This is a genomic window from Arthrobacter sp. CAU 1506 (genome assembly GCF_005047635.1).
In the GTDB taxonomy this organism is placed as follows: domain Bacteria; phylum Actinomycetota; class Actinomycetes; order Actinomycetales; family Micrococcaceae; genus Crystallibacter.
Genome location: NZ_SUKC01000007.1, coordinates 38856 through 65620, shown reverse-complemented (window position 1 = coordinate 65620; position 26765 = coordinate 38856). Strand labels below are relative to the sequence as shown.

The following is a 26765-nucleotide window of genomic DNA, read 5'->3' as shown; positions in this document are numbered from 1 at the left end:
AATAAATAGCACCACAGAGATCGGGATTCATGAACACCAAGCCGCTGCAAACCCCTCCGAAACTCGCCAAGGGCGCCATGCGCATTGTGCCACTGGGCGGGCTCGGTGAGATCGGCCGGAACATGACGGTGTTCGAGTACGGCGGCAAGCTGCTGATTGTGGACTGCGGCGTGCTGTTCCCGGAGGAGCAGCATCCCGGCGTGGACCTGATCCTGCCGGACTTCTCCTACATCCGTGAGCGGCTGAACGACGTCGTCGGCATTGTCCTCACCCACGGCCACGAGGACCACATCGGCGGTGTGCCGTACCTGTTGAAGGAGCGCGGCGACATTCCGGTGATCTCCGCGAAGCTGACGCTGGCGTTCGTGAAGACCAAGCTGCAGGAGCACCGGATCAGCGCCAAGATGGTGCAGGTCAAGGAGGGCGACCGGAAGAAGTTCGGCCCGTTCGACCTGGAGTTCCTGGCCGTGAACCACTCGATTCCAGACGGCCTGGCCGTGGCCATCCGCAGCGGCGCCGGCCTGGTGCTGGCCACCGGCGACTTCAAGATGGATCAGTTCCCGCTGGACCGCCGGATCACCGACCTGGCTGGCTTCGCGCGGCTGGGCGACGAGGGCGTGGACCTGTTCCTGCCGGATTCCACCAACGCCGAAGTTCCCGGTTTCCTCGCTGCTGAGGCCGATCTGGTGCCGGCGATCGATACGGTTATGCGCACCGCCCCGCGCCGCGTGATCGTCTCCAGTTTTGCCAGCCACGTGCACCGTATCCAGCAGGTCATCGATGTGGCACACAAGTACGGTCGCAAGGTCGCATTCGTGGGCCGCTCCATGGTGCGCAACATGACGACGGCGCGCGAGCTCGGCTACCTGAACATCCCCCGCGGTGTGCTGGTGGACTTCAAGGAACTCGAGAAGATGGCGCCCACCAAGGCCGTGCTGATCTGCACCGGCTCGCAGGGCGAACCGATGGCAGCACTGGCCCGGATGGCCGGCGGCGACCACATGATCGACCTGACCGACGGCGATACCGTGCTGCTGGCCTCTTCACTGGTGCCCGGCAACGAATCGTCCATCTACCGGCTGATCAACGACCTGACCAAGCGCGGCGCCAACGTGGTGCACAAGGGCAACGCCAAGGTGCACGTGTCCGGCCACGCCTCGGCCGGCGAGCTGGTCTACTGCTACAACCTGGTCCGCCCGAAGAACGTGCTGCCGGTCCACGGCGAGCACCGGCACCTGAAGGCCAACGCCGAACTGGCCATCCGCACCGGCGTGGACCCGAAGCGCGCGCTGATCGTGGAAGACGGCACCACCATCGACCTGAAGGACGGCGTGGCCCGGGTCTCCGGCCAGATCGCTGCCGACTATGTCTACGTGGAAAACATGGTCCCGGGTGCTGCCACCGAAGCCTCCCTGCAGGACCGTCTGCGGTTGGCCGAAGACGGCGCGGTGACCGTGTTGCTGATCGTCAACCCGGACACCGGCCGGCTGGAAGAAGAAGCGGAATTCTTCCCGGTGGGCTTCGCCCCGGCGGTGGAGCAACTGGAGAAGGCCACCGGCATCGTGGAAAAGACCCTGATGGGTCTGCGCGGAGACAAGACCGGACCGGAGGCCGAAAAGGCAATTGCCCAGGCCCTGATCCGCTGGTCCGACCGCGCCCTCCGCCGCAAGCCGGTGGTCACGGTCATCATCGTGGAGGCATAGCCCCTCTTAGTGCACAAGCAGCAGCGCCCCTGCCCGGACTGACTGGGCAGGGGCGCTGTTGTGTTCGAGCTACGGGACCGGGATGGTTCCGGCGTAGTCGGTGTTGTAACCGGTGACCGGCTGGTGCGGGATGTCATCCCAGCGGTCGGCGTCCTCCTGCTCGACTTCGCCAGTGGCCAGGCCCAGCAGCAGCTCCTTCATGGCGAGCAGGTTCTGCTTGATGCTCTTGCCACGGGCCTTCTGGCCCAGGCTGCCGTCCGAGGTGTTGCCGGAGGTTTCGAAGAAGACCACCGGATTGGAGTGACCCTCCGGGTTCATCCCCTGGTAGTTCAGGCCCAGCATCATGGCCGAGACCACGCCGCCCTTGATGTCGATCTCCTGACCGTTGCCCACCTGGTAGCGGTCCATGTTGATGGATCCGTACTTGGAGAGTTCGTCATACACGTACACGTGCATCTGGCGGGTTAGCTCGTCGTAGGCACCGTCCTTGATCCCCGGCAGGGTCGGCCCGCCCGGAGCCAGCGAGATGCCCAGCGACAGTGTGACGTCGTCGCCGGTGCCCCATTCCTTCTTCAGGCCCTGATGGTGGATGTCGATGCCGTAGGCCGGCTTCACCTCGGTCCAGTATTCGTAGAAGGCCAGCGATTCGTTCGCGACGAATCCGTTGGGCGTCCAGTCCCGGTTCAGGTCGATCCGCTGCTCACGCCCGTTGGACCCGAACTCCGGAAGGCCATTGGCCTGATCCCAGAGGATGGTGTGGCGGATGTTCGCTTCCGCGCCGTCCGGGTTGTACATCGGGATGAAGTGGAAGGTGAACTTGTCGCGAAGCAGCTGGTATTCAGACGAGCCGTTGGTCCCCAGATCCTTCAGCAGCGTCAGAATTGAATCGGTGCCGTAGGGTTCGTTGCCGTGGATACGCCCCTGTATCCACACGTGTTCGGCGCCGTTGCCGACCGTGGCCACCCAGAGATCGCGGCCCTGTTCCGACTTGTTCACCTGCGTGCCCGCTTCTTCCAACGTGAAGGCATCCACGCCAAAGCGGCTGGTCTTCTCCAGTTTGCGCAGTTCCTTCACCACATCGTCGTAGGTCAGGATGCTGGAGATATTGGTGTTGCCCTCGGTCGAGGGGAAGTTGGCATCGGCCAGCACCGGCGTCGCGGCGCTGAAGGGAATGACGACGGCGAGGGCCGCCGCCGCTGCCAGGCTGCGGTAGCGCTTGGGTCTGGCCGCGGGCTGGTTGGTGCTGCTCTTGGGCTGGTGCTTCACTGCATGTCCTCCAAAGGTTGAGCGATTCATCCCCAAACGCAGCCGGTTGGGTCGGCCGCGAACAATGGGACCGGCAGCTCGCGCGAGCTGCCGGTATCGGAGAGGCTAGCGGCACATCTGGGAATAGCCCAGAGCCGGCGGCCGAAACTCGGCCCAGAATGCCGCAAATTCCCTCAGCCGCACGGGATCATGGGCCCGTTGTTGATTGCTGGACCCGAGTGGCGAGGATGCCCGAGACCGGTCCCAGCACGATGAGTGCGGCCCAAGTGATCTTGCCCGCCGTGCCGCCGGCTACCAAAGCGATGGGTATTGACACCGCGAAAACCAAGGGTGGAACGAGGAAATCAAGCACGAAGGCTGCGTGGTGCTTAGGTGTCATCGGGTCGATTTCGAGACCGTGCCGGCGGGCAATCTCAAACATCAGCAGTTGGGCCAAGGACGCCAAAATGATGTTCGCGGCGTAGAGCACTGTGGTCAGCTCAAGCAAAGTTGTCTCCGGGTCGCTCACGCCCTGGGTGGTGAACGGAATCAGGATGACGAACGCCGCAGCCAGGAGGTTGGCCGTCGTCGTCGCCGAATCCAGTGCGGAGAGCCGTTTGATCAACCGGAGGTTTATGCGCCAGAACACGGCGATCACGGCGAAGCTCAGGGCGAAGCCGGCGAGTTGGTGCACGACGCCCGATTCGAGCAGCGCCCGCGGGTCTTGCCAGGCCTCCGGGGAGGGAGCGTCGATGTTGGTGACCAGCAGCGTGATGGCGAATCCGTAAATGACGTCGTAGAAGCTGAGCCCACGGTCGAACTCGCTGGATTCCCGTGCCAGCACGGCGGCGTTGCGCACCGGATCCACTGCTTTCGAGCGGGAAGCGTCAGTGCCACTCACGCGGGCGGCTGGCTGGCGATCAGGTCGCTGTTCCACGTGATTAGCGTGGCGCAACGGATGTGACAGTGCAACGGTTTGAGCAAGCAGGTGGAGCGACGGCCGTCCGCAGAGCTTCCGGCAGGTTCCATGGAGCGGTAACCTCAACCTGTGAATCCTGAGGAGTTGGCCAACTTGGCCCATCTGCGCCGGGCGCGGGACCTGATTGACCGCGATTATGCCCAGCCGCTGGACGTGCCGACGATGGCGGCCAAGGCGCTGATGTCGCCGGCCCATTTCTCCCGCCGGTTCAAGGCAGCGTATGGCGAAACGCCGTACAACTACCTGATGACCCGGCGGATCGAGCGGGCCATGGCGCTGCTGCGCGCTGGCTGGAGCGTGACGGATGCGTGCATGGAAGTGGGCAGCACCTCGCTGGGTTCCTTCAGCACTCGGTTCACCCAACTGGCCGGCGAGAGCCCCAGCTCCTACCGCAACCGCGGGCATGAGGCGGCGGAAGCAATGCCGCCCTGCATCGCCAAACTGCTGACCCGGCCCATCGACCCGCGATCGAGCAGGATCAGAGAAGCGGCAGCGCCGGCCCCTGCGTAGGTTGGGCGCATGGATATTTCACTTCAGTACTGCAACATCACCGTCAATGACCCGGCCGAATCCATCCCGTTCTACCGGGACGGCCTCGGCCTGGAAGTCCGCAACGACGTGGCCAACGGGGGCTTCCACTGGATCACCCTGGGCAGCCCCGACCAGCCGGAGCTGGAGCTGGTGCTGTCCGCTCCGCACGCCGGACGCTCGCAGGCCGACGGCGACCAGCTCCAGGAACTGCTGGTCAAGGGCGTGCTTCCCATGCTCGTCTTCCGCACCGACGACCTGGACGCCCTCTTCGAGCGGCTGGTCTCCTTCGGAGCGGAGGTCCTGCAGGAACCGATGGACCAGCCGTGGGGTCCGCGCGACTGCGCGGTGCGGGACCCATCGGGCAACATGATCCGGATCAACGAAGCCAAGTAAATTCACCAGAACGACGCCGGCCGCTCACCTTCGCCAGGTGAGCGGCCGGCGTCGTTCATGACGTTCGGGTATGGCAGGGCGCCATCAGCGGCCGTCAGACGCCTCGGCCGTCAGGCCCCTCGGCTGGCAACAAGGACGACGGCGCCGCGCCGACCATCACTTCGACGGCGCGGGCCAGATGGGTGTGACGGTCGGAGACGCCGTTCCAGCGCACCAGCGCCTGCGCGTTCAGACCGTCAATCATGCCCAGGACCTGCCACGCCACCGATTCCGCATCCGGTGTGCTGAATTCACCGGCCGCAATGCCTGCTGTCACCAGATCCTTAATCACGACCTGCCAGGCGTCCATCTGGTCACGCACGCTCACAGCCAGCGTTTCATTGCGGCGCCCCAGCGACCAGGCTTCCACCCACACCGCCGTCACATCGAGGCGGCGCTCGTCGAGGAGGGTGTCCAGCAGCAGGCTGAGTCCCTGCCGGGGCGTCGGCAATCCGGCCATCAGGGCGGCGACTTCTTGGATTTCCGCGGCAACGATGCTGGAGAAGGTTTCGGCCACCAGGGTGTCAACGGTCGGGTAATAATGCGCCACCAGGCCCGGGGCAACGCCGGCACGCCGGGCGACGTTGCGCAGCGTGATGGCTGCAAGGCCCTGCTCCAAGGCAATGTTCCGGGCCGCTTGGGCCAGTTCCGCGGCACGTTCGGCCGGTGCTTTGCGCGGGGACCGTCGGGGTGAGGTGGTTGACATCACAAATCAGTCTAAAGTACTTTGCAGGTTATTGATCAATTGATCAATAACGATTTTGGGTTAGATGGGCGGCGACGCTGCGCACGCTCGCTAAGCATCAGGAGGTTCCATGGCGTGGCGCATGCCCGCGGAAACAGCACCGCACGAGCGGACCTGGATGGCGTTCCCCCGGGCCGGGCTGACGCTGGGCGAGGACGCAGCCTCAGCCGAGGAAGCCTACGGCGCATGGACCGCCGTGGCGCATGCGATTGCCGAGTTTGAGCCGGTCACCATGGTGGTGGATCCGACGGAACGGAAACGTGCCAGCCGCATGTTGGGCAGCGGAACCGACCAGCTCGAAGCGCCCTTGGATGAGTTCTGGATGCGCGACATTGGACCGACCTTCGTGGTCGACGACGCACGTCCCGGGGTGCTCGGCGCGGTGGACTGGACCTTCAACGGCTGGGGCGCACCAGCCTGGGCGGAGTGGGAGAAAAGCCGCGGCATCGGCCGCTTCGTCGCCGAGCAGGCCGGCGCGGAGCTGGTCAGTTCCCTGTTGGTCAACGAAGGTGGCGCGATCCACGTTGACGGCGCAGGCACGGTGCTGGTGACGGAGACCGTCCAGCTGGACCCGGGCCGGAATCCTTACATCGACAAGGAAAGGGTCGAGGCGGAACTGGCCCGCACTCTGGGCACCACGCACACCGTGTGGGTGCCGCGCGGACTGACACGCGACTACGAGGATCTCGGCACACGCGGGCATATCGACATGGTGGCCACGGTTCCTTCGCCCGGACGCCTCCTGCTGCACCTGCAGAACAACCCCGCCCACCCGGACTTTGAGGTGAGCCGGCAGCTGCGAGACTTCTTCGGGACCCAGCTGGACGCCGCCGGGAAACCATTCGAGATCGTCGAACTGCCTGCTCCGGAAACGCTCAAGGACGACGACGGATTCGTCGACTGGAGCTACGTCAACCACTTGGTGGTCAACGGGGGCGTGATCGCCTGTGGCTACGGCGAGGAACGGGCGGACGCGCTCGCCGCCGAAATCCTCGCCGAGGCGTACCCCGGCCGGCGCGTGGTCACGGTGGATGCGCGGCCCATCCTGGCCCGCGGAGGAGGAATCCACTGCATCACGCAGCAGCAGCCCGCGCTCGTCGCCACGGAGGCCTGATGAGACCGTTCGATGTGGTGGAAGCGTCGATTCAGCAGCTGCGCGTGGCGCTGCAGACCGGACAGGCCACCAGCGAGCAACTCACCCAGGCCTACCTGGACCGCATCGCCGCCTACGACCACAGCGGCATCCAGCTGAACGCCGTCGTCGTGATGAATGAAGACGCGCTGACGGAGGCCCGCGCTTCGGACCAGCGGCGCTCGCGCGGCGAGGCACTCGGCCCGTTGGACGGAATCCCATACACGGCCAAAGACAGTTATCTGGCCCAAGGCCTCACCGCCGCCGCAGGCTCGCCCGCCTTCGAGCACCTGGTGGCGCAGCGCGATGCCTTCGCCATCGAACGGCTGCGCGCGGCGGGAGCAGTGCTCATCGGCCTGACCAATATGCCGCCGATGGCCAACGGGGGCATGCAACGCGGTCTCTACGGACGAGCCGAAAGCCCCTACAACGCAGACTTCCTCACTGCCGCCTTTGGCTCCGGCTCCTCCAACGGATCCGGGACGGCGACAGCGGCCAGCTTCGCTGCCTTCGGACTCGCCGAGGAAACTTGGTCCAGCGGGCGGGCGCCGGCGTCGAACAACGCGCTCTGCGCCTACACCCCCTCGCGCGGCGTCATCTCCGTGCGGGGCAACTGGCCGCTGGTTCCCACCATGGATGTGGTGGTGCCGCACACCCGCTGCATGGCCGACCTGCTCGAAGTGCTGGACGCCATCGTGGCCGACGACCAGGAAACACGCGGCGACTTCTGGCGCGCGCAGCCGTGGGTATACATCCCGGCCGCGTCGTCGGTCCGGCCGGCGTCCTATCCCGCGCTGGGACCCCGGGGACTGCAGGAAGCGTGGGACACCTTGAGCGGGAAGCGTTTCGGCGTGCCGCGGATGTACATCAACGCCGACCCCGAGGCCGGCACCGGCGAACAGCCCGGCATTGGCGGTGCCACCGGGCAGCGGATCGAGACCCGGTCCTCCATCATCGAGCTGTGGGAGACGGCCCGGCGGGACCTCGAAGCGGCCGGAGCCGAGGTGGTGCCGGTGGATTTTCCCGTGGTGTCCAACTACGAGGGTGACCGGCCCGGCGCCACCACGATCGGCACCCGCGGCCTGGTCAGCGCGGAGTACCTGCGGCGCGAGATCCTGGACCTGTCGGCCTGGGCGTGGGAGGACTTCCTCGCCGCCAACGGGGACCCCTCGCTCAACTCACTGGCGGAGGTGGACGGCGCGCGCATCTTCCCGCACCCCGAAGGTGCACTGCCGGACCGCTATGACGGGTTCGACGACGACATCGCCGAATATCCGGCGCACGTGCGCGACCACGGTGTGGCGTCATTCCTTGAGATTCCGCACCTCGCGGAGGGCCTGCGCGGACTCGAGGTAACCCGCCGGGTGGACCTGGAAGAGTGGATGGACCGGCATCGGCTGGACGCCGTCGTCTTCCCTGCGGTGGCAGACATCGGCGCCGCGGACATGGACACCAATGCGGCAGTTGCAGACCTCGGCTGGTGCAACGGCGTCTGGGTCGCCAATGGGAATCTGGTCCCGCGGCACCTCGGCATCCCCACCGTCACCGTGCCCATGGGGACGACGACGGACATCGGCATGCCGGTTGGACTCACCTTCGCCGGGCGCGCCTATGAGGACACCACCTTGCTGGCGTTGGCTGCCGCGTTCGAAGCCACCGGCTCCCGGCGCACCGAGCCGCCGCGGACCCCGCGGCTGGCCTGATCGGCGCGCCCGGCTCACCCGGCAGGGCAGCGGGCCAAGGTCACGGCAGCTGATCCGGGCGGGCAGCCTCGGCCCGGCGCAGCACGTCGACGGCGGCGGCGACCCGACGCGGGGGAGTGTGGCCGGCCGGCAGCAGGGCAACGATGGCATTGCGGGCATGCTTATCGGCCACCGGCCGGTGCACCACCTGAAGTCCGTCAAAAGTGGTGCCGTCGACCGGAGGGCTGTTGGCGAATGAGTAGCCGAGGCCGCGGGCCACCATGCTGCGGATGGTCTCCATGTTGGCGCTGGTCCAACGCACGTCGAGCTCCAAGCCGGACAGCCGCGCCACCGTGGTCAGACGTTCGATGGTGGGCGGGACGTCCAACAGGATGGCAGGTTCCGCGGCGATGTCTTTCAGCCGCACCGCGGACTCCTTCGCGAGCCGGTGGCCCTGGGGCAGGACCACCTGGAGTTGGATGTCCTTGAGGACCTCCCGGTCCAGATCGTCGTCGGCCTGAAGTGCATAGACCAGCGCGACGTCGAGCCGGCCTTCCCGCACGCCGTCCTGCACGGCCCCGGCAGAGCTTTCGGTGAAGCGCAGGTCCACCTCCGGGTGGTGTTTCGTGAAGTACTCGGCCAGTGGTGGCACCAGCCGTGGCGAGAGCGTCTGGCTGCAGCCGACGCGGAGCGGGCCGCGAATCTGTCCCAGGTTGTCGGAGATGGACGCCGCAGCTTCGGTCACCCGTTCGAGCACCGCCCTGGCATGGGTGGCGAACTCGATTCCTGCCGGCGTCAAGGCAATCTGCCGTGACCGGCTGCGCACCAGCAGGTCGGCTCCCAGGGCCTTCTCGAGTTGTGCGATGGCCATCGACGCAGCCGCTTGCGATGCGTGGCAGGCGGCCGCGGCTGCGGTCACGGAGCCGTGGTCCACCACGGCGACAAAGTACTCCATTTGCCGCAGCGTGAGCTCAGACATAAGTCCTCTTGATGGGTCGCATTGGAACAATTGATTTTCCATATTATGTGGCCTGCAGCACACTTGTAGCAACCAGCCCCCGACCCAACCCCTCGAGGAGTTCCACGTGGAACCAACCAGCAACACCAGCACGGCGGTAAAGGCTCCGGCGACGCTGCCGGAAGCAAACGAGTCGCTGAACACGCGGGAGATGCGCCGCATCCTCTCGTCCAGCTTTATTGGCAGCGCCATCGAGTACTACGACTTCATCCTGTATGCCACGGCGGCGTCGCTGGTCTTCGGGCACGTGTTCTTCGCCAACCTCGGCGATGGGTTCGCTCTCTTTGCCTCCTTTGCCACCCTGGCTGCCGGCTATGTGGCCCGTCCGCTTGGCGGTGTGGTCTTCGGCCATTTCGGTGACCGGATCGGTCGCAAGAAAATGCTGGTGCTGTCCATGCTGATCATGGGCGTCGCGACCATGATCATCGGCATGCTGCCGCCGACGGCGCAGGTCGGGATGGCGGCTCCGATCGCCCTGGTCATCCTCCGCTTGGTCCAGGGTGTGGCGGTCGGCGGTGAATGGGGCGGCGCAGCACTGATGGCGCTGGAGCACGCGCCGAAGTCCAAGCGCGGTTTCGCCACCTCCTTCGCGAATGCCGGCGGACCTGCCGGTGCCATTCTGGCCACGCTGGTGGTCTCCGCCGTCTCCGCTGCCACCGGCGACCAGTTCCTCGAGTGGGGCTGGCGCATCCCGTTCCTGCTGAGCGCCGTCCTGATCGTCGTCGGCATGGTGATCCGGCTGAAGGTGACCGAGTCGCCGATGTTCGCCAAGCTGGAGGACGCCAGCGAAAAGCGCAAGATGCCGCTCTTGGATGTGTTGCGGAACCACCCGAAGGCCGTGGTCCTGGCCCTCGTCGCCACCATGAGTTTCTACTGCTGCCAGGGACTGCTCACTGTCTGGGGCGTCTCGGTGGCGGTGGAGAACGGCGTGGACCGCTCCGGGGTGCTGAACTGGAAGGCCGCCGGCGCCGTCATGACGCTGATCGTGACCTTCTGGGCCGCCCGGATGAGCGACCGCGTGGGCCGCAGGAAGATGCTGGTCATCGGCGGCATCACCGGCATCGTCCTCGCCTACCCGCTGATCGCGCTGCTGGACAACGGCACCTTGTGGGGCTTCGCCGTCGCCATCGTCGTCGGCAACGGACTGGTTCAAGGACTGTTGTACGGGCCGATCGGCGCCTTCATCGCGGAGCAGTTCCCCACCCACGTGCGCTACACCGGCGCTTCGCTCGCGTACCAGGGAGCGTCCGTGCTCGGAGCCGGCTTTACACCGATGATCGCCACCGGCCTGGTGCTCGCCGCCGGCGGAGGCACCGCGCTGGTGGCAGTCTTCTGGGCGGTGGTCATCGCCGCGGGCACCGCTGCGGTCTTGATGACCCGCGAAAGCCACCGCGCCGAGATCGGCTGACCCACCAACCGGCCCAGGCCGTTGCAGTATCCCGGCCGTCCACCCCGCCGCATTTATGGCCGGGTGGACGGCGGCACCACCAAAGGAAAAACCATGAACGATCATCTCCACAACGGCCCGCACCCGGTGCGGGACTACGCCGGGTTCGAAGGAACCGTTGCCGAGAAAGCCAGTGAATCCATAGCGGCTTGGAAGCCGGCCACGCGCGCGCTGGCGGGTGCGCCGAACGTCGTCGTGATGTTGATGGATGACATGGGGTACAGCGACATCGCCCCGTTCGGCGGCGAGATCGACACCCCGGCGCTGGCCGAAATTGCCGCCGACGGGTACCGGCTGGGCAACTACCAGACGCCGCCGATGTGCGCTCCGGCGCGGGCCGCACTGATGACCGGAATGAACCCGCACCGGGCCGGGTTCGCCTACGTGCCGCACATGGATCCGGGCTTTCCGAATTCGGCGATGGAACTGCCGGCGGACGCGCCCACGCTGGCCGAGAACTTTAGGGCGGCCGGGTACGCCACGTTCATGGTGGGCAAATGGCACCTGACGGTGGAGTCGAAGATGCACGATGCCGCGGAGAAATCCTCCTGGCCGGTGCAGCGCGGCTTTGACCGCTACTACGGCTGCATGGACGGCTTCACCTCGCTGTTCCACCCGCACCGGCTGGTGCGGGACAACAGCCAGGTGGTGGTGGATGAATATCCGGAGGACTACTACCTGACCGATGACCTGACCGATCAGGCGGTGGGGATGATTTCCGAGTTGCGCAGCAGCGACGCCGGCAAGCCCTTCTTCCTCTACTTCGCGCACACCGCGGTGCACGGACCGGTCCAGGCCAAGGCGGCGGACATGGAGAAGTACCGCGGCCGGTACGAGTCCGGCTGGGACCACATCCGGTCGGAGCGGTTCGCCCGGCAGGTTGAGCTGGGACTGTTTGCGGAAGGCACGGCCTGCGCCCCGCGCAATGCCGAACCCGGATCCGACGTGGTGCCGTGGGAATCGCTCAGTGCCGAACAGCAGGCGCTGTTCGCCCGCTACATGGAGGCCTACGCCGCCGCGGTGGACAACGTGGACCAGAACCTGCGCCGGCTGACGGACCACCTGAAGGCACTGGGCGAGTATGAGAACACCATCATCGTGTTCACCTCGGACAACGGCGGCACCTCGGAGGGCGGCGACACCGGAACGCGCAGCTACTTCAGCCGTTTCTCCGCACCGCGGTCCGGTCTGCCCAAGGACTGGCAGCCGGACGTGCCGCGGGACCCGGAGCTGATCGGCGGGCCGCGAACCTACGTGCACTACCCGCGCGGCTGGGCCTACGCGTCCAACACCCCGTTCCGGATGTACAAGACTTTCCCGCATGCCGGCGGGGTCCGGGTGCCCATGCTGCTGTCCTGGCCTGCCGGCCTGCCCCGGACGGCGGATGACGACGGCGTCCGCCACCAGTTCGCGCATGCCGTGGACATCGGTCCCACCTTGCTGCAACTTGCCGGCGTGGAGCCGCTGGCCGAACGCCACGGGCTGCCGGCCCGGGAAACCGACGGTGTGCCGTTCGCCAACTGGCTGCGGAACCCGGCGGCAGCGTCGGAGCACACCACCCAGTACACCGAGCTCAACGGCCGCCGCGGCTACATCGCCGGGACGTGGAAGGCCATTGCCCCGGAGCCCAACGGTCCCGGCTGGAAACACGACGGCTGGGAACTGTACGACCTGGCCGCCGACCCCACCGAACTGGTCAATGTAGCCGCCGAACATCCGGAGAAGGTGCGCGAGCTCGCCGCGAAATGGCAGGCAGATGCCTGGTGGAACCAGGTCTACCCGCTCAACGACGACGGCTCGTTCAACCGCAACCGGCCGCCCAGCGAACTGCTGCTGGAACAGCCGGTGACCTTGTACCCCGGCGCACCCACGCTGGAGCGCTACCGCTCGGCCAAGCTGGTTCGGCTGCGTTCCTTCACCATCGACGCGCAGGTTGAGCTAGCGGGCGGCGACGGCGGCGTGCTGGTGGCGCACGGCGACCAGGGCGGCGGCTACGTGCTGTTCATCGAGGACGGCCAGCTGGTCCTGACCTACAACGAATACGGCGAGGTCAAGCGCATCGGCGCCCCGATCGAACCCGGGCTCCGCGACGCCAGGGTGGAGTTTGCCGCACTGCCGGACTTCAAGTGGGCCATCAGCCTGCACCTGGATGGGCGCCAGCTGGCCGGCCTGCCGGAGGTCTTCCAGCTGACCGGGATGGCCCCGTTCGCCGGAATCAGCGTGGGGCTGGACCGCGGCGGCCCAGTGGACTGGGAGCTCTCCCGGCGCCACGGCTGTTACCCCTACACCGGGCGGCTGCGCCAGGTCCGCTACACCCCCGGCCCCAAGGCGGACTACAACCCCGAACAGATCATGGAACTGGACCGCGCCATGGCCGCGGCCTTCGAATAACGACGGCGATGCGCGCCTGACGGGGGCGCGGCACGATCCGCGCTTGGTGCGGTTGGTCCGGGGAATGGCGCAGCTTGGCATCCCCGCGGCCGGCGCAGTGCAGCCCCGACGGCCCCGACAGCTTCGACGGCGCTCAGGCGGCGACGGTGCGGAAGCCGATGTTGCTGGCCGCCGAGTCCGGGGTGTTCTTCGACCGGGCGGCGACCCGGTAGCGGTTGCAGTACGAATCGTGGCACAGGAACGATCCGCCGCGCATCACCCGGCCCTGCCCGATGGTGGGTCCGGTCGGGTTGTCCTCTGGCGACTTGCGGTAGTACTTGGGCAGGAACCAGTCGGAGCACCATTCCCACACATTGCCGCTGGTCTCGTAGAGACCAAAGCCGTTCGACGGGAAGGAGCGCACCGGGGCCGGGCCGAGGAAGCCGTCGTCGAGCGTGTTGTGCGTGGGGAAGGTGCCCTGCCAGATGTTGCAGCGGTGCGTCCCGTCCGGCCCCACTAACTCGTTGCCCCAGGGGTAGCGCGCTTGCTCTATGCCGCCGCGGGCGGCGTACTCCCACTGGGCCTCGGTCGGCAGCGCCCGTCCGGCCCAGCGGCAGTAGGCCACGGCGTCGTTCCAAGACACCTGGACCACGGGGTGGTCCGGGACGTCCTGCCAGAAGGAATTCGGCCCGTGCGGATGCGCCCAGTCGGCGCCCCGGACGGTGACCCACCACTGCAGGCCTTCGGCCCGGCCCAGAATGTCGGAGTCATCGGCGGCGACCAGCAGGTGGAACACCGCCGAGTAGCCGTAGACCTCGGACTCGGTGCGGTAGCCGGTGGCGGCGACGAAACGATGGAACTCGGCATTGGTCACGGCCGTGGCGTCCACGGTGAAGGGGGACAACGCCACCGCGTGGACCGGGCCCTCGCCGTCCTCCGGGTAGCCCTCGTCGAATGCGTCGCCCATCAGGAACCGTCCGCCGGGCAGCGTGACCTGTTCGATGCCACGCTCCCGGGTGGCGGGAGTGGCCGCCGCGGCGGCACCGTTGTGCGGGGCGGCAGTTCCGGTCCCGGCGGCAGGGGTGGCCGACGTGCCGGCTTCGCGCTCCGGCCCATGGCAGCAAGACATACGGCTCCTTCGCAGGCTGTCCTTTCAGGATAGTGCCGTGCCGGAGCGGACAGGCACCGGACGGCTACGATCGCAGCATGAGCTTCAGGCCGACGACGAAGGGCCACCTGACGCCGGGCACCGGGTCCGCGGTGACGAGGTTTGCGGCGCGGGCGGATGTAGCTGCCTTCGTACGCCAGATCTGGATTCCAGAGTGGGATCTGCCGGCGGGGGAGCAAGCGGAGCAGTTGGTGCTGGGCTATCCGGCCAGCAACGTGGTGGTGGAGCCGGACGGCGTCGCGATCTACGGGCCGACCAGCCGGGCGTCCACCAGGGTGCTGATTGGCAGCGGGTGGGCGGTCGGTGCGCTGCTGAAGCCCGCCGGGGTGCGCTTGTTCGCGGAGCGGCCAGCGGAACTGTTGGACGCCGACGCCCCGATAGCGGCGGCTGACCTGCACCGGTCGATCTGCGACGTGATGGCAAGCCCGGGGGCGGCGGAGCGTTCCGGGGCCGCAGAATCGGGGCCGGCTGATTTCTCGCTGGCAGGTTCCGGGCCGCCAGTTCCGGCGGACGCCGCTCCTGCTGCTGCGTACCGCGCCCGGGCTGCCGATCTGCTCCAGGATTATGTGGTGGCACTCGCCGCCCAGCGGTCCGATGGCGGGATGTCCGACGAGGCCGCCCTCGCCAACCAGATGGTGGACCTGATCGACGAGGGCGACATCCGGTCAGCGCCGCAGCTGGCCCGGGCACTGCACCTGTCCGAGCGCAGCGTGCAGCGGCTGGCGTCCCGTTATGTCGGGATGTCGGCCGTGCTGATGCTGCGCCGCCGACGCTTGCAGGACGCCGCCGAGCGCGTCCGCGCCGACCCCGCAACGGACCTCGGCGAACTCGCTGCAGAGCTTGGTTTCTCCGACCAGGCGCACTTGACCCGGGAATTCCGCCAGGTGCTGGGGTTCACGCCGCGCCAGTACCCGGGTTCGCCCGCGGCCTAGCGCGAGAGGCAGCTAGGCTTCGCCGGACGCCATCGACTCCGCCCATTCGGCCACGCGGCGGCTGCTCTCTTCCGGCGACAGGTCCTCCACACGCGTCATGATGGACCAGCGGACGCCGAAGGGGTCGCGGATGCTGCCGTACCGGTCTCCGGAGACGAAAGTATTCACGTCCTCGCGCACGCTGGCGCCCGCACCCACCGCACGCTCCACCGCGGCATCCACGTCCGGGACGTAGAGCCCCAGCGAATAGCAGTCATCGTCGCCCTCGGGGGAGCCGACCAGATGGTAGGCCGGGTTGACCTCGCCGAGCTGCAGGCAGCCGTTGCCGAATTCCAGGGTGGCGTGGACGACGACGGGGCTGCCGTCCGGGCCCGGCATCTCGGTCCGATCCAGCAGCTTGGCGCCGAACACGCTGGTGTAGAAGTCGATGGCGCCCGCCGCGTCGGTGAGCGCAATGAACGGGGTCAAGGACGTCACGCCGTGCGGTACGCCGTGGTCGGTATGTTCGCCGTGGGCGGGCTGGGTGGTGTTAGTCATCATGCCTTCCAAGCTAGGGGCGCGGCCGGTGTCCGGTCTTGAAGATTTCCGCCAAGGCGCGGGGCGAGCCATAGCCGGGCTCCGCCGTCGTGCTTGAAGGGCGCCGGAGCCCGGCGGGGACTGCAGTGAAGCCCGGCTGCTGTGCTGGGACCCGCTAGCGCCCCGGCAGATCCTGCGCGACCAGGAAGGTGGTTCCGGTGGGGTCGGTCAGCGTGGCCATGCGGCCGAAGGGCGTGTCCTCGGCGGGTTGCACCACGCTGCCGCCCAGGGCGGTGGCCTTCTCGACGGCGGCGTCGGTGTTCTCCACGGCGAAATAGACGCGCCAGTGGGCGGGGACGCCCTCAGGTAGCCAGGCGGTGGCGTCCATGATGCCGGCCGTGGCGTTCTCGCCGGAGCCGAGCGTGGTGTAGCGGAATTCGTCGGTGTCGCTCATGACCTCGGTGTCCCAGCCGAAGACGTCCTCGTAGAACTTCACGGTGGCAGGGTAATCACGGGTGAAGAGCTCGTGCCAGGCCGGGGCACCGGGCTCGGCGGCCAGTTGGTAGCCGGTATGGCCGGCGAACTCCCAGAGGCCCACGGCGGCACCGCCGGCATCGCCGATCATGGCCATCTTGCCTTGCTCGGGGACCACCATCGGGGGCATGTAGACCTGGCCGCCGTTGGCTGCGGCCGCCCGGGTGGCGGCGTCAATGTCCTCCACCCGCAGGTAGGTGCTCCACACGTCCGGGTAGCCGGAGTCCTGGCTCTGCATGATGCCGGCCACGGCCTGGCCGTCTTTCAACGCCGTGGTGTAGCCGCCGTACTTCTCCTGGTCGCCAACCTCGTACGTCCAACCGAAGAGTTCGGTGTAGAACTGCTTGGCCTTCTCCGGATCGGAGGTCATCAGATCGACCCAGCATGGTGCGCCGGGACTGAAGGTGGGCTTGGGCATGGCGTGCTCCTGTTCAGCGGAAGGGTGGTGGAGACATCCGCGAGCATACTCGCGGCCCACTCAGGCGGCAACGGATCCGGTGGCTTGGTGTGCGCACTGAGGCTTCCGGGGCGGCAGCCGGCGGTTCGCTGCGGTTGGCGTAGACTCCCTCCCAACTCAGCGGCGGAAGGACAGGACGATGGGCAGCCTGAAAGACGTTCTCGACGATCACCTGGGCCGCGGCCAGTTGCTCGGGGCCGTGGCGCTGGTGGACCGCGGCGGCCGGACGGCAGTGGCGGCAGCCGGATGGTCCGACGTCGGCGGCACCTCGCCCATGACTCGTGAGTCGATCTTCCGCGTGGCGTCCCTCACCAAGCCCATCACGGCCGCGGCGGTCATGCTGCTGGTCGACGATGGTCTGTTGGGCCTTGAGGATCCGGTGGCACGATGGCTTCCGGAGCTTGAATCGCCGCGGGTAGTGCGTGCGCCGGCGGGTCCGGTCGACGACGTGGTTCCGGCGGCCCGGGAGATCACCGTCCACGATGTGCTCAGCTCCCGTGCAGGATACGGATTTCCTTCCGATTTCTCCTTGCCGGCCGTGCAGTTGCTGTTCAGCGAGCTGAACCAGGGGCCGCCGCAGCCGCAGCAGGTAGCGGCACCTGATGACTGGATGGCTGCCCTGGCGCGCATCCCGCTGCTGCATCAGCCCGGCGACGCCTGGTTGTACAACACCTGCTCGGACATCCAGGGCGTACTGGTGGCGAGGGCCGCCGGCCAGCCGTTCCCCGAGTTCTTGGCCGAGCGGCTATTCCAGCCGCTGGGCATGACTGACACCGGCTTCCACGTTCCCGCCGCCAAACTGGAAAGATTCACCAGTTACTACAAGCCCGGCCCAGATGGTGTGGAGCTGGTTGACGCTCCGGACGGAGAGTGGAGCACGCCGCCGGCGTTCCCGTCGGGTGCGGGCGGATTGGTGTCCACCGTGGATGACTTACTCTTGTTCGCGCGGATGCTGCTAGCCGACGGCGCGGCTGCCGGCGGCCGCCAGTTGCTCTCGTCCGAGTCCGTGCGGCAGATGATGACCGACCAATTGACGCCGGCCCAGCGTATTGCGGGTGCGCTGTTCCTTGAAGGCCAGGGCTGGGGGTTTGGCGGATCGGTGGACGTCGCGCGGGTAGACCCCTGGAATATGCCGGGCCGCTACGGCTGGATCGGCGGCACCGGGACGGCAGCGCATGTCCTGCCCGCCAAGAAGGCGGTGACCATCCTGATGAGCCAGGTGGAGCTGACGTCTCCCAGCGCGCCACCGTTGATGCGCGACTTCTGGGCTAGCTGCGCCTCCGTTTAACCAGGGCTCAAGGTTCACGCTCCTGTCGGGCGAGGAAGCGCTCCACCCTCCGGTCCGGGATCAGCCACAGGGCCGCCACCACCGTGTAGGCCGCGATGCTCACCAGCGGCTGCAGCAACGCCACGGCGATGCCGAAAACGTAGATGGCAGGGGAGACCTTTGCTTTCCAGTCCCGGCCCAGCGCCTGCGCCAGCGCGCCGTCGCGGCCTTGCAGCCGGATGAGGCAAGTTTCCAGGACGTAGTAGGCAATGGCGGCCAGGAGAAGATTCAATCCGTAGACCAGGACGGGCACGGTAACGAACCCGGTTTCGTCCATCCACCGGGTGGTAAACGGGAACAGGGACAGCCAGAAGAGCAGATGCAGGTTGGCCCAGAGGACAGTGCCGTTGATTTTCCCGGCCAGGTGCAGCATGTGGTGATGGTTGTTCCAGTAGATGCCTACGTAGACGAAGCTAAGCAGGTAGCTGAAGAATCCGGGAGCCTGCTCAAACAGGGCCTGCCAGGTGGGTTCTTCGGGTACATGGAGTTCCAGCACCATGATGGTGATGATGATGGCCAACACGCCGTCGCTGAACGCTTCCAACCTGTTCTTGTTCATGGCGGAACTTCCATGCACGAAATCATCGTCCCGCCGCCCGCGGTTGGGAAGGGCCAGATGCCCGGAACGGCTAGCCGGGCGAGTGGGACCGTTTAGGAGAGTGCCCGAGCAAATGGCGGCCGGGCGTGTGTCAGGGGAAGTGCCCGGCAGGCGCGCGTACGCTATGCGCCACATTGCCGGGGAAAGGTAAGGAACGCTGCTGCTCGGTGAGTGACGGCTCTTATCTGGATGGCTCCTTGGGTCTTCCACCACAAGCTGCCCTTGCTCTCCGTGGTCCAATGTGGCGCATACTGTTCGCTTGTTTCCCGCAGGTCCGCCCGGTTCGCTGTGGGCCTCGATGGGTACCTCCCGCAAGTCACCCCCGCAACGCGCCTTCCCGCTGTGCGCGCGAAACCGGCTCGCGTCGCCCCCGTGCACAGCACCATCCCACCCATTGCAATCTGGAACCAAGATTGTTGACAATCTTGAGCGTCCGGTGATTGACTTCACACAGAACAGACCGAGTGCAAGGAGAATCCGTGAACAACACCGAACCGGCCCTGCTGGTGGTCAGCGCCCATGCCGGCGACTTCGTCTGGCGGGCGGGCGGAGCGATCGCCGCCGCGGCGCAGCGGGGCGAGCGCGCCGTCGTCGTGTGCCTGTCCTATGGGGAACGCGGCGAGTCCGCCAAGGCCTGGCGCGAAGGCAAGGGGCTGGAGGAGATCAAGGCGATCCGCCGAGAGGAGGCGGAGAACGCCGCCGCGGCGCTGGGCGCGGAGGTCCGGTTCCTGGACGCCGGCGACTACCCGCTGGTGCCCACCCGCGAACTGGTGGACCAGCTGGTCCAGATCTACCGCGAGGTCAAGCCCACCGTGGTGCTGACCCATCCGCTGGTGGACCCCTACAACGGCGACCACCCGGCCGCGGCGCGGATGGCGTTGGACGCGCGCGTGCTGGCACAGGCCATCGGCTACGACGCGCCGGGCGATCCGCTGGGCGCGCCGCCGGTGTTCTTCTTCGAACCGCACCAGCCCGAACAGTGCGACTTCAAGCCGAACGTGCTGCTGGACATCACCGAGGCCTTCGCCGCCAAACGCAAGGCGATGGAGTGCCTGGGAGCGCAGCAGCACATGTGGGACTACTACACGGACCTGGCCGTCCGCCGCGGCGTGCAGGTCAAGCGCAACGCCGGCCCCAACCTGGGCTTCACCACGGACACCAAGGGCGAGGCCTACATGCGCTACTACCCGCAAGTGACCGACACGCTGGCATGAAAAACGTCATCGTCACCAACCCGCCGCGGGCCGAGCTGGCCGACGCCGACGCGCTCGCCGGCTTCGGCGTGGCCACGGTGCACGAGGCAATGGGCCGCACCGGCCTGGCCGGCCCGCAGTTCCGGCCGATCCAGTCCGGCGCCCGCGTGGCCGGCACCGCCGTCACCGTGCTGTGCTGGCCGGGCGACAACCTGATGATCCACGCGGCCATCGAACAGTGCCGGCCCGGCGACATCCTGGTGGTCACCACCACCTCCGAGTGCACCGACGGGCTGTTCGGCGAACTGTTCGCCACCGCGCTGCAGTACCGCGGCGTACGCGGCGTGGTCACCAGCACCGGCATCCGCGACGTCGCCGAACTGCAGGCGATGGGATTCCCGGCCTGGTCCGCGGCCGTGCACGCGCAGGGCACGGTGAAGGCCACCGCCGGCGCGGTCAACGTGCCCATCACGCTGGGCCGGATCACGGTGCGCCCCGGCGACGTGGTGCTGGCCGACGACGACGGCGTGGTCTGTGTGCCGCGGCTGGACGTCCCGGCCGCGATCGAGGCGTCGAAGGCGCGCGAAGCCAAGGAAGCCAAGACCCGCTCGGTGTTCCAGGAGGGCACGCTGGGCCTGGACTACTACGGACTGCGGCCGCTGCTGGAGAAGCTCGGCGTGCAGTATGTGGCGGCTGAGGACTATGACGGCTGACCCCGACGGCGGCGCCCGGCCAGTGGGTGCGGGCCCGGCCTCCGGCCCCGCGCATTACGACGACGGCGTGCGCTGCCTGTTGATGCGCGGCGGCACCTCCAAGGGCGCCTACTTCCTGGCCGAGGACCTGCCTTCCGATCCGGCCGAGCGGGACGAACTGCTGCTGCGGATCATGGGCAGCCCGGACCCGCGGCAGATCGACGGCATCGGCGGGGCGCACCCGCTGACCAGCAAGGTGGCGGTCGTCTCGCGCTCGGCCGACGGCACCACCGACGTGGACTACCTGTTCCTGCAGGTGGCCGTGGACGAGGCAGCCGTCTCGGACAGCCAGAACTGCGGCAACATCCTCGCCGGCATCGGGCCGTTCGCCGTCGAACGCGGCCTGGTCCCGGCGCAGGAAAGCACGACGTCGGTGCGCATCCGAATGGTGAACTCGGACAGCATCGCCACGGCTACCTTCGCGACGCCCGGCGGCCGTGTGGACTACCGCGGCCACGCTGCCATTGACGGCGTACCCGGCACGGCGGCGCCCATCATGCTGGACTTCGCCGACACCGCCGGCTCCTCGACCGGAGCCCTGCTGCCCACCGGCAACACCAAGGATGTGGTGAACGGCGTGGAGGTCACCTGCGTGGACAACGGCATGCCGTCCGTCCTGATCCGGGCTGCGGATCTCGGAGTCAGCGGCTATGAGGAGCCGGCCGAACTGGAAGCCAACGCCGAACTGGCGGCCCGGCTGGCCCGGATCCGGCTGGAAGCCGCGCAACTGATGGGCATGGGCGACGTCTCCGGCAAGACCGTGCCCAAACTGGTGCTGCTCGCCGCGCCGCGCAACGGCGGCGCGGTGACCACCCGAAGCTTCCTGCCGGTGCGCTGCCACACCTCCATCGGCGTGCTCGGCGGCACCACCGTGGCGGCCGGCATCCAACTGCCGGACGCCGTCGGGCACGAATTCGCGCAGCTGCCCGCGGATGGCGGGCCGCTGCGGCTGGAACATCCCACCGGCTACCTCGACGTGGGTGCCGCTCTGGAACAGGGGCCATCCGGCCTCACCACCACGTCCTCCACGGTGCTGCGGACAGCCCGGAAGCTGTTCGACGGCACCGTTTTTCCCCGCGAACAAACACCAGCCACCACCTAAAGGATGAGCATGACACCCCATCACGGCGATATCGCCCATCTCGGCAACATCGAGCTCTTCACGGACAAATTCGAGGAAAGTTACTGGTTCTTCAACGACCTGCTGGCCATGCGGGAAGTCGGCCGCGCCGGCGATTCGGTCTTCCTGCGCACCTGGGACGACTACGAGAACTGGAGCATCAAGCTCACCCCGCGGGCGGCCTCCGGCGTCGGACTGGTCGCGCACCGGGCCGCGTCACCCGAGGCGCTGGAACGGCTGGTCGCCTCGATCCAGGCAGCCGGACTCGGCGGAAGCTGGCAGGACGGCGAATTCGGCGTCGGCCCGTCGTTCCACTTCACCGACCCGGACGGGCACCCGATGTCCGTCTACTACGAAACCGAGTGGTACCAGGCCTCGGACGACAAGCCGGCGCTGAAGAACCAGGCCTCCCGCTTCCCGGGCCACGGCGTCAACGCCCGCCGGCTGGACCACATCAACTACCTGGCCGCCAACGTAGAGGAGAACGCCAAATTCTCCGCCGAGGTGCTGGGGCTGAAGGACAGCGAACTCATCCGGCTGGACAACGGCCGCACCGCGGCCCACTGGTTCCGGTTCGGCCAGAAGTCCTACGACCTGGTCTACTCCGCCGACAACCTGGGCGCCTCCGGGCGGCTGCACCACATCGCCTTCACGCCGGACACCCGGGAAGACATCCTCAAGGCCGCCGACATCTTCCTGGAAAACGGCATCCACATCGAATCCGGTCCGCACAAGCACACCATCAACCAGACGTTCTTCCTGTACGTGTACGAGCCGGGCGGCAACCGCATCGAGTTCGCCAACGCCGGGGCGCGGCTGCTGCTGGCACCGGATTGGGAGCCAGTGGTGTGGAGCGAGACGGAACGCAAAAAGGGCCAGGCCTGGGGCATGCAGACCATCTCCACGTTCCACACCCACGGCACGCCGCCAATCGACGTGCCGGACGAGCACTGAGACCGGGTGGGCTAGGTTATTGCCAACAACTTTGTCAGCACACAAACCAGCATGGAGCAGCCTCCCGTGAGCACCACCCCCACCGCCGTCCCGAAGTCCACCGACTCGGCCGCCGTCGTCGCCGGACTCAAGAAGGCGATCGACCGGGGCGAACTGGTCCCCAACCAGCGGCTGGTGGAGGCGGACATCTGCGCCGAATTCAACGCCAGTCGGGCCACGGTCCGGGCCGCGCTGGCGGAACTGACACTGGAGGGGCTGGTGGAGCGGATCCAGAACCGGGGAGCCCGGGTGCGGGCTGTCTCGGTGGAGGAAGCCGTGGAGATCACCGAAGTCCGCGCCGCGCTGGAGGCCATCTGCGCCGCGAAGGCAGCGGAGCACGTCACCGACGAGGATGTGCAGGAACTGCAGGCCCTCGGCCGGACCATGAGCCAGGCCGTGGAAACCGGTGACCTGCTGAAGTACTCGGACTGCAACAAGACGCTGCACCGCCGGGTCATCGAGCTGGGCGGGCACAACACGGCGGCGGCCCTGATCGCGCGGCTGCGCGGCCAGAGCGTCCGGTTCCAGTTCCGGCTGGCCATGCAGCCGGGGCGGCCGTCCGTCTCGCTGCCCGAGCACTTGGAGATCGTGGACGCCGTCTGCGCCAAGGACCCGGAACGGGCCGCGGCTGCCATGGAGAAGCACCTGAAGAGCGTTGCCACTGCCATCATGCGGGCAGCCGAGGAGCCCGGCGGCTGACGCACGCCGGTTCCCCAGCCACTCGCTATCGATCAGCATGCCCCCGGCCACCCGGAGCATGGGACAAGATACGCCGGCCGCCCCGGCCGGCGGGGATAGGGGAATCATGAGTGCACAGAACCTGCAGCAGGTCCTGGACCAGGCCGGCAATACCGTTGACATGCTGCGCAATTCGCAGATCGGCGCCTATATCTACCCGGTGGTCGCGCCCGAATTCACCAACTGGCGCAGCGAGGTCCGCGCCTGGCGGGATGCCGCCGTGCTCTACGACCAGACGCACCACATGGACAACTTGTTCATCAAAGGCCCGGACGCGCTGAGACTGATCTCCGACACCGCGATCAACTCGGTGGTCAGCTTCCCGGTGAACAAGGCCAAGCAATATGTGCCGACGACGCCGTCCGGGCACGTGATCGGCGACGGCATCATGTTCCACGAAGCCGAGGACCAGTTTGTCTACGTGGGACGTTCCCCGGCTGCCAACTGGCTGCTCTTCCACGGGCAGACCCGCGGGTACGACGTGGAGTTGGAGGTGGACCGCCGGTCCCCGTCGCGGCCGATGGGCAAGCCGGTGCAGCGCAAGTACTGGCGCTTCCAGATCCAGGGTCCGAACGCCTGGCAGATCATCGAAAAGATCAATGGCGGCACCGTGGAGCAGTTGAAATTCTTCAGCATGGACCATATGCAGGTGGCCGGGGCGCAAGTACGCACGCTGCGGCACGGCATGGCGGGGGCGCCGGGACTGGAGCTGTGGGGGCCGTATGAATCGTACGACCGGATCCGGGAGGCCATTTTGGCGGCGGGCGAGGAGTTCGGCATGCTGGCCGTCGGCGCCCGGGCGTATTCGTCCAACACGCTGGAATCCGGCTGGATCCCGTCTCCGCTGCCGGCCATCTACTCCGGTGAGGAGTTACGGCCGTACCGCGAATGGCTCGGTGTGGACAGCTATGAGGCCGTGAATGCGGTGGCCGGGAGCTTCTTTTCCGACAAGATCGAGGACTACTACCTGAACCCCTGGGAGCTCGGCTATGGCTCCTTCGTCAAGTTCGACCATGACTTCATCGGCCGCGAGGCGCTGGAGAAAATCGACCCGGCTGTGCAGCGGAAGAAAGTCACGCTGGCCTGGAACGCCGAGGACATGACCAAGATCTTCGCCTCGCTGTTCGACACCGACGGCACGCCCTACAAGTACTTCGACCTGCCCAACGCCAACTACGGGTCCTCGAACTACGACGCGATCGTCGACGCCGGCGGCACGAATGTGGGACTGTCCCTGTTCACCGGCTACAGCGCCAACGAGAAGCGGGCGCTGTCCTTGGCCACCGTCAACCCGGACGTGGAAATCGGCACCGAGGTGAAGGTGGTGTGGGGCGAGCCCGACGGCGGCACGCGCAAGACCACGGTTGAGCCGCACCAACAGCTGGAGGTCCGCGCCGTGGTCAGCCCGGCGCCCTATTCGGTTACCGCCCGCAACGAATACCGCGGTGGCTGGCGGACGGCTCAGACCGTCTAAGCCCACCAGACAAACAAACGGGCCGGTTTCCCTGCTGAGGGAGCCGGGCCGCTCACTAGGGTGTCCGGTGTCCGGTGTCCGGTGTCCGGTGTCGCGGTGTCCGGGGCGGCCGGGGCAGCCGCAGCCGTCGGGTGGCCGGGTAACGAGACGGCGTGTGGCCGGCCCTTGAGGCAAGGACCGGCCACGCGCCGTCGTCGTTGTTATTAGTGGCCGGCTGCGGCGGCTGCTTCGTCCAGGTGGGCGATGGAGCGGGTGTCCTGGAATGCGCGGACGCCTTCGATGCCCTGTTCGCGGCCGAAGCCGGAGTGTTTCATGCCGCCGAAGGGTGCGCGCAGGTCCAGTCGGGTGGCGCCGTGGTCGTTGACCCAGACGTAGCCGCAGACCAGTTGCGCCGCGATGGTGTTGGCTTTGTCCTTGTCCGCGGTCCATACCGATCCGCAGAGGCCTGCCCAGGTGTCGTTCGCGGCCGTGATCGCTTCTTCTTCGGTGTCGAAGGGGATGATCGGGATGACCGGTCCGAATTGTTCCTGGGTGACCACGCGCAGGGACGGGTCCGGGTCCACCACGAGGGCGGGTTTGAGGAAGTTGCCGCCTTGGAGTTCGGGGTCGGAGGGCAGCTCGCCGAACTCGCGGACGTCGGCGCCGGCGGCCTTGGCTTCGGCGATGAGTTCCTCGACGAAGGTCTTCTGCGCGGGCTGGTGCAGCGGGCCCATGGTGGTGGTTTCGTCCAGTCCGTAGCCGACGACGGCTTTTTCCAGCCGGGCGGAGAGTCCGGCGACCAGTTCGTCCATCCGGGAGCGGTGCACGTAGACGCGTTTGGCGTTCATGCAGATCTGCCCGGTGGTGTCGAAGATGGCGGCGTAGAGCCGGTCCAGGTGGGTGTCGTCCAGGATGGCGTCGTCGAGGAAGACCGCGGGGTCGTTGCCGCCGAGTTCGAGGGTGACGCGGGTCAGGGACTTGGAGGCCATTTCCATCATTTTCTTGCCGCCGCCGACGCTGCCGGTGAAGCAGACCTTGGCCACGTCGTCGTTTTGGATCAGGCCGGCCATCTCGCTGTCGTGGCCGGTGACGATGTTCAGCACGCCCGGCGGCAGTTTCTCCGCCACGCGCTGCACTACCCGGGTGATGGCCAGCGGGGTGGTGGGCGGTGGTTTCAGGATGGCGGTGTTGCCGGCCAGCAGGGCGTGCGGCAGCGAGGCGCCGAGGATGGCGATGGGCCAGTTGAACGGGACGATGATGGTCACCACGCCCAGCGGTTGGTAGGCCACGGTGGTGGTCACCGGGATGCCCGGTGCCGGTTCGAGGACCTTGCCCTGGTCGATCTGGTCGGCGAGGGCCAGGGCGAGTTGGAAGCGGATGTCGAAGACCAGGGCGTCGATCCAGGCTTCCATCCGGATTTTCCCGTTTTCCTGTGACAGGATGGCCGCGTCATCGTCCCGCAGTTCGGCGAGGCCTTCGATGGCTGCGGCGAGCCGGGCGGCCCGTTCTTTCGCGCCGAGGGCAGCCCAGGCCGGGAAGGCGGATTTCGCGGCGGCTACGGCGTCGGCCACGTCCTGCTTGGACGCCGCGGCGGCGTATCCCACCACTGCGCCGGGTTTGCCGGGGTCCGCCACGGCGTAGGTCTCGCCGGTGTCCCTGACTTCACCCCCAATGTAGAGCCCCGTAGTGACTTGGGTGGT

Annotated in this window: 24 protein-coding genes; 15 read left to right on the top strand and 9 right to left on the bottom strand. The window is 67.2% G+C overall.

Annotated features, from left to right (window positions below; all coding sequences use genetic code 11):
- Positions 1-29: 29 nt before the first annotated feature.
- Positions 30-1703: a ribonuclease J gene (locus tag E4J89_RS09785; RefSeq protein WP_136785949.1), complete on the top strand. Its 1674-nt coding sequence runs from the start codon at positions 30-32 to the stop codon at positions 1701-1703.
- A gap of 69 nt (positions 1704-1772) precedes the next feature.
- On the opposite strand, the gene E4J89_RS09780 is transcribed toward E4J89_RS09785, so the two are convergent.
- Together E4J89_RS09780 and E4J89_RS09775 are read right to left on the bottom strand one after the other, a co-directional pair.
- Positions 1773-2969 carry a M14 family zinc carboxypeptidase gene (locus E4J89_RS09780; RefSeq protein ID WP_240691829.1) on the bottom strand — a complete coding sequence of 399 codons (1197 nt, stop codon included), beginning with the start codon at positions 2967-2969 and terminating at the stop codon, positions 1773-1775.
- Positions 2970-3156: 187 nt separating this feature from the next.
- Positions 3157-3849: a TMEM175 family protein gene (locus E4J89_RS09775; RefSeq protein WP_205754451.1), complete on the bottom strand. Its 693-nt coding sequence runs from the start codon at positions 3847-3849 to the stop codon at positions 3157-3159.
- Positions 3850-3996: 147 nt separating this feature from the next.
- Between E4J89_RS09775 and E4J89_RS09770 the strand changes: the two genes are divergently transcribed.
- Entirely contained in the window at positions 3997-4437 is a 441-nt protein-coding gene (locus tag E4J89_RS09770; protein WP_136785946.1) for an AraC family transcriptional regulator, read from the top strand.
- A 9-nt stretch (positions 4438-4446) separates the two neighbouring features.
- Positions 4447-4851, top strand: coding sequence for a VOC family protein (locus E4J89_RS09765; protein WP_136785945.1), 405 nt, complete (start codon positions 4447-4449; stop codon positions 4849-4851).
- Between the two features lie 94 nt (positions 4852-4945).
- Here the strand turns inward: E4J89_RS09765 and E4J89_RS09760 are convergent, their stop codons facing one another.
- Entirely contained in the window at positions 4946-5596 is a 651-nt protein-coding gene (locus E4J89_RS09760; RefSeq protein WP_136785944.1) for a TetR family transcriptional regulator C-terminal domain-containing protein, read from the bottom strand.
- Between the two features lie 109 nt (positions 5597-5705).
- On the opposite strand from E4J89_RS09760, the gene E4J89_RS09755 reads away from it, so the two are divergent.
- Together E4J89_RS09755 and E4J89_RS09750 are read left to right on the top strand one after the other, a co-directional pair.
- The gene (locus E4J89_RS09755) at positions 5706-6749 is read left to right on the top strand and encodes an agmatine deiminase family protein (protein ID WP_136785943.1); all 1044 of its coding nucleotides are present in this window, start codon (positions 5706-5708) and stop codon (positions 6747-6749) included.
- Positions 6749-8470 (top strand): amidase, encoded by a 1722-nt coding sequence (locus tag E4J89_RS09750; RefSeq protein ID WP_136785942.1) that lies wholly within the window; start codon positions 6749-6751, stop codon positions 8468-8470. Before E4J89_RS09755 ends, E4J89_RS09750 begins: the two co-directional genes overlap by 1 nt.
- A gap of 40 nt (positions 8471-8510) precedes the next feature.
- Here E4J89_RS09750 and E4J89_RS09745 read toward each other — a convergent pair whose 3' ends face one another.
- Positions 8511-9428, bottom strand: coding sequence for a LysR substrate-binding domain-containing protein (locus tag E4J89_RS09745; RefSeq protein WP_169303958.1), 918 nt, complete (start codon positions 9426-9428; stop codon positions 8511-8513).
- Positions 9429-9534: 106 nt separating this feature from the next.
- On the opposite strand from E4J89_RS09745, the gene E4J89_RS09740 reads away from it, so the two are divergent.
- Both E4J89_RS09740 and E4J89_RS09735 read left to right on the top strand, forming a co-directional pair.
- Complete coding sequence (locus E4J89_RS09740) at positions 9535-10875, top strand: MFS transporter (protein WP_240691828.1); 1341 nt, start codon at positions 9535-9537, stop codon at positions 10873-10875.
- A gap of 93 nt (positions 10876-10968) precedes the next feature.
- Positions 10969-13305 carry an arylsulfatase gene (locus E4J89_RS09735; protein ID WP_136785939.1) on the top strand — a complete coding sequence of 779 codons (2337 nt, stop codon included), beginning with the start codon at positions 10969-10971 and terminating at the stop codon, positions 13303-13305.
- 133 nt (positions 13306-13438) lie between these two features.
- Here E4J89_RS09735 and E4J89_RS09730 read toward each other — a convergent pair whose 3' ends face one another.
- On the bottom strand, positions 13439-14413 hold the full coding sequence (locus tag E4J89_RS09730; protein WP_136785938.1) for a formylglycine-generating enzyme family protein: 975 nt from the start codon (positions 14411-14413) through the stop codon (positions 13439-13441).
- A 77-nt stretch (positions 14414-14490) separates the two neighbouring features.
- On the opposite strand from E4J89_RS09730, the gene E4J89_RS09725 reads away from it, so the two are divergent.
- The gene (locus E4J89_RS09725; RefSeq protein ID WP_136785937.1) at positions 14491-15384 is read left to right on the top strand and encodes a helix-turn-helix domain-containing protein; all 894 of its coding nucleotides are present in this window, start codon (positions 14491-14493) and stop codon (positions 15382-15384) included.
- Between the two features lie 12 nt (positions 15385-15396).
- Here E4J89_RS09725 and E4J89_RS09720 read toward each other — a convergent pair whose 3' ends face one another.
- Together E4J89_RS09720 and E4J89_RS09715 are read right to left on the bottom strand one after the other, a co-directional pair.
- The gene (locus E4J89_RS09720) at positions 15397-15921 is read right to left on the bottom strand and encodes a VOC family protein (protein ID WP_136786059.1); all 525 of its coding nucleotides are present in this window, start codon (positions 15919-15921) and stop codon (positions 15397-15399) included.
- Positions 15922-16075: 154 nt separating this feature from the next.
- Complete coding sequence (locus E4J89_RS09715; protein WP_136785936.1) at positions 16076-16852, bottom strand: VOC family protein; 777 nt, start codon at positions 16850-16852, stop codon at positions 16076-16078.
- A gap of 178 nt (positions 16853-17030) precedes the next feature.
- Here E4J89_RS09715 and E4J89_RS09710 point away from each other — a divergent pair, with 178 nt between their 5' ends.
- Positions 17031-18179: a serine hydrolase domain-containing protein gene (locus E4J89_RS09710; RefSeq protein ID WP_136785935.1), complete on the top strand. Its 1149-nt coding sequence runs from the start codon at positions 17031-17033 to the stop codon at positions 18177-18179.
- Positions 18180-18186: 7 nt separating this feature from the next.
- Here the strand turns inward: E4J89_RS09710 and E4J89_RS09705 are convergent, their stop codons facing one another.
- On the bottom strand, positions 18187-18777 hold the full coding sequence (locus E4J89_RS09705; RefSeq protein WP_136785934.1) for a TMEM175 family protein: 591 nt from the start codon (positions 18775-18777) through the stop codon (positions 18187-18189).
- A 518-nt stretch (positions 18778-19295) separates the two neighbouring features.
- Between E4J89_RS09705 and E4J89_RS09700 the strand changes: the two genes are divergently transcribed.
- From E4J89_RS09700 to E4J89_RS09675, 6 genes are all read left to right on the top strand, one after another.
- Positions 19296-20030 (top strand): PIG-L deacetylase family protein, encoded by a 735-nt coding sequence (locus E4J89_RS09700; protein ID WP_136785933.1) that lies wholly within the window; start codon positions 19296-19298, stop codon positions 20028-20030.
- Complete coding sequence (locus tag E4J89_RS09695; protein ID WP_136785932.1) at positions 20027-20722, top strand: 4-carboxy-4-hydroxy-2-oxoadipate aldolase/oxaloacetate decarboxylase; 696 nt, start codon at positions 20027-20029, stop codon at positions 20720-20722. Before E4J89_RS09700 ends, E4J89_RS09695 begins: the two co-directional genes overlap by 4 nt.
- Entirely contained in the window at positions 20712-21863 is a 1152-nt protein-coding gene (locus E4J89_RS09690; RefSeq protein WP_136785931.1) for a 4-oxalomesaconate tautomerase, read from the top strand. The genes E4J89_RS09695 and E4J89_RS09690 overlap by 11 nt, the downstream gene beginning before the upstream one ends.
- Before the next feature lie 9 nt (positions 21864-21872).
- A complete protein-coding gene (locus tag E4J89_RS09685; RefSeq protein WP_136785930.1) occupies positions 21873-22835 on the top strand; it encodes a VOC family protein in 963 nt (320 codons plus the stop codon).
- 66 nt (positions 22836-22901) lie between these two features.
- Positions 22902-23573 (top strand): GntR family transcriptional regulator, encoded by a 672-nt coding sequence (locus E4J89_RS09680; RefSeq protein WP_240691827.1) that lies wholly within the window; start codon positions 22902-22904, stop codon positions 23571-23573.
- A gap of 106 nt (positions 23574-23679) precedes the next feature.
- Positions 23680-25086 carry an aminomethyltransferase family protein gene (locus tag E4J89_RS09675; protein WP_136785928.1) on the top strand — a complete coding sequence of 469 codons (1407 nt, stop codon included), beginning with the start codon at positions 23680-23682 and terminating at the stop codon, positions 25084-25086.
- 203 nt (positions 25087-25289) lie between these two features.
- On the opposite strand, the gene E4J89_RS09670 is transcribed toward E4J89_RS09675, so the two are convergent.
- Positions 25290-26765: aldehyde dehydrogenase family protein (locus E4J89_RS09670; protein ID WP_136786058.1), on the bottom strand; the 1476-nt coding region annotated here is incomplete at its 5' end.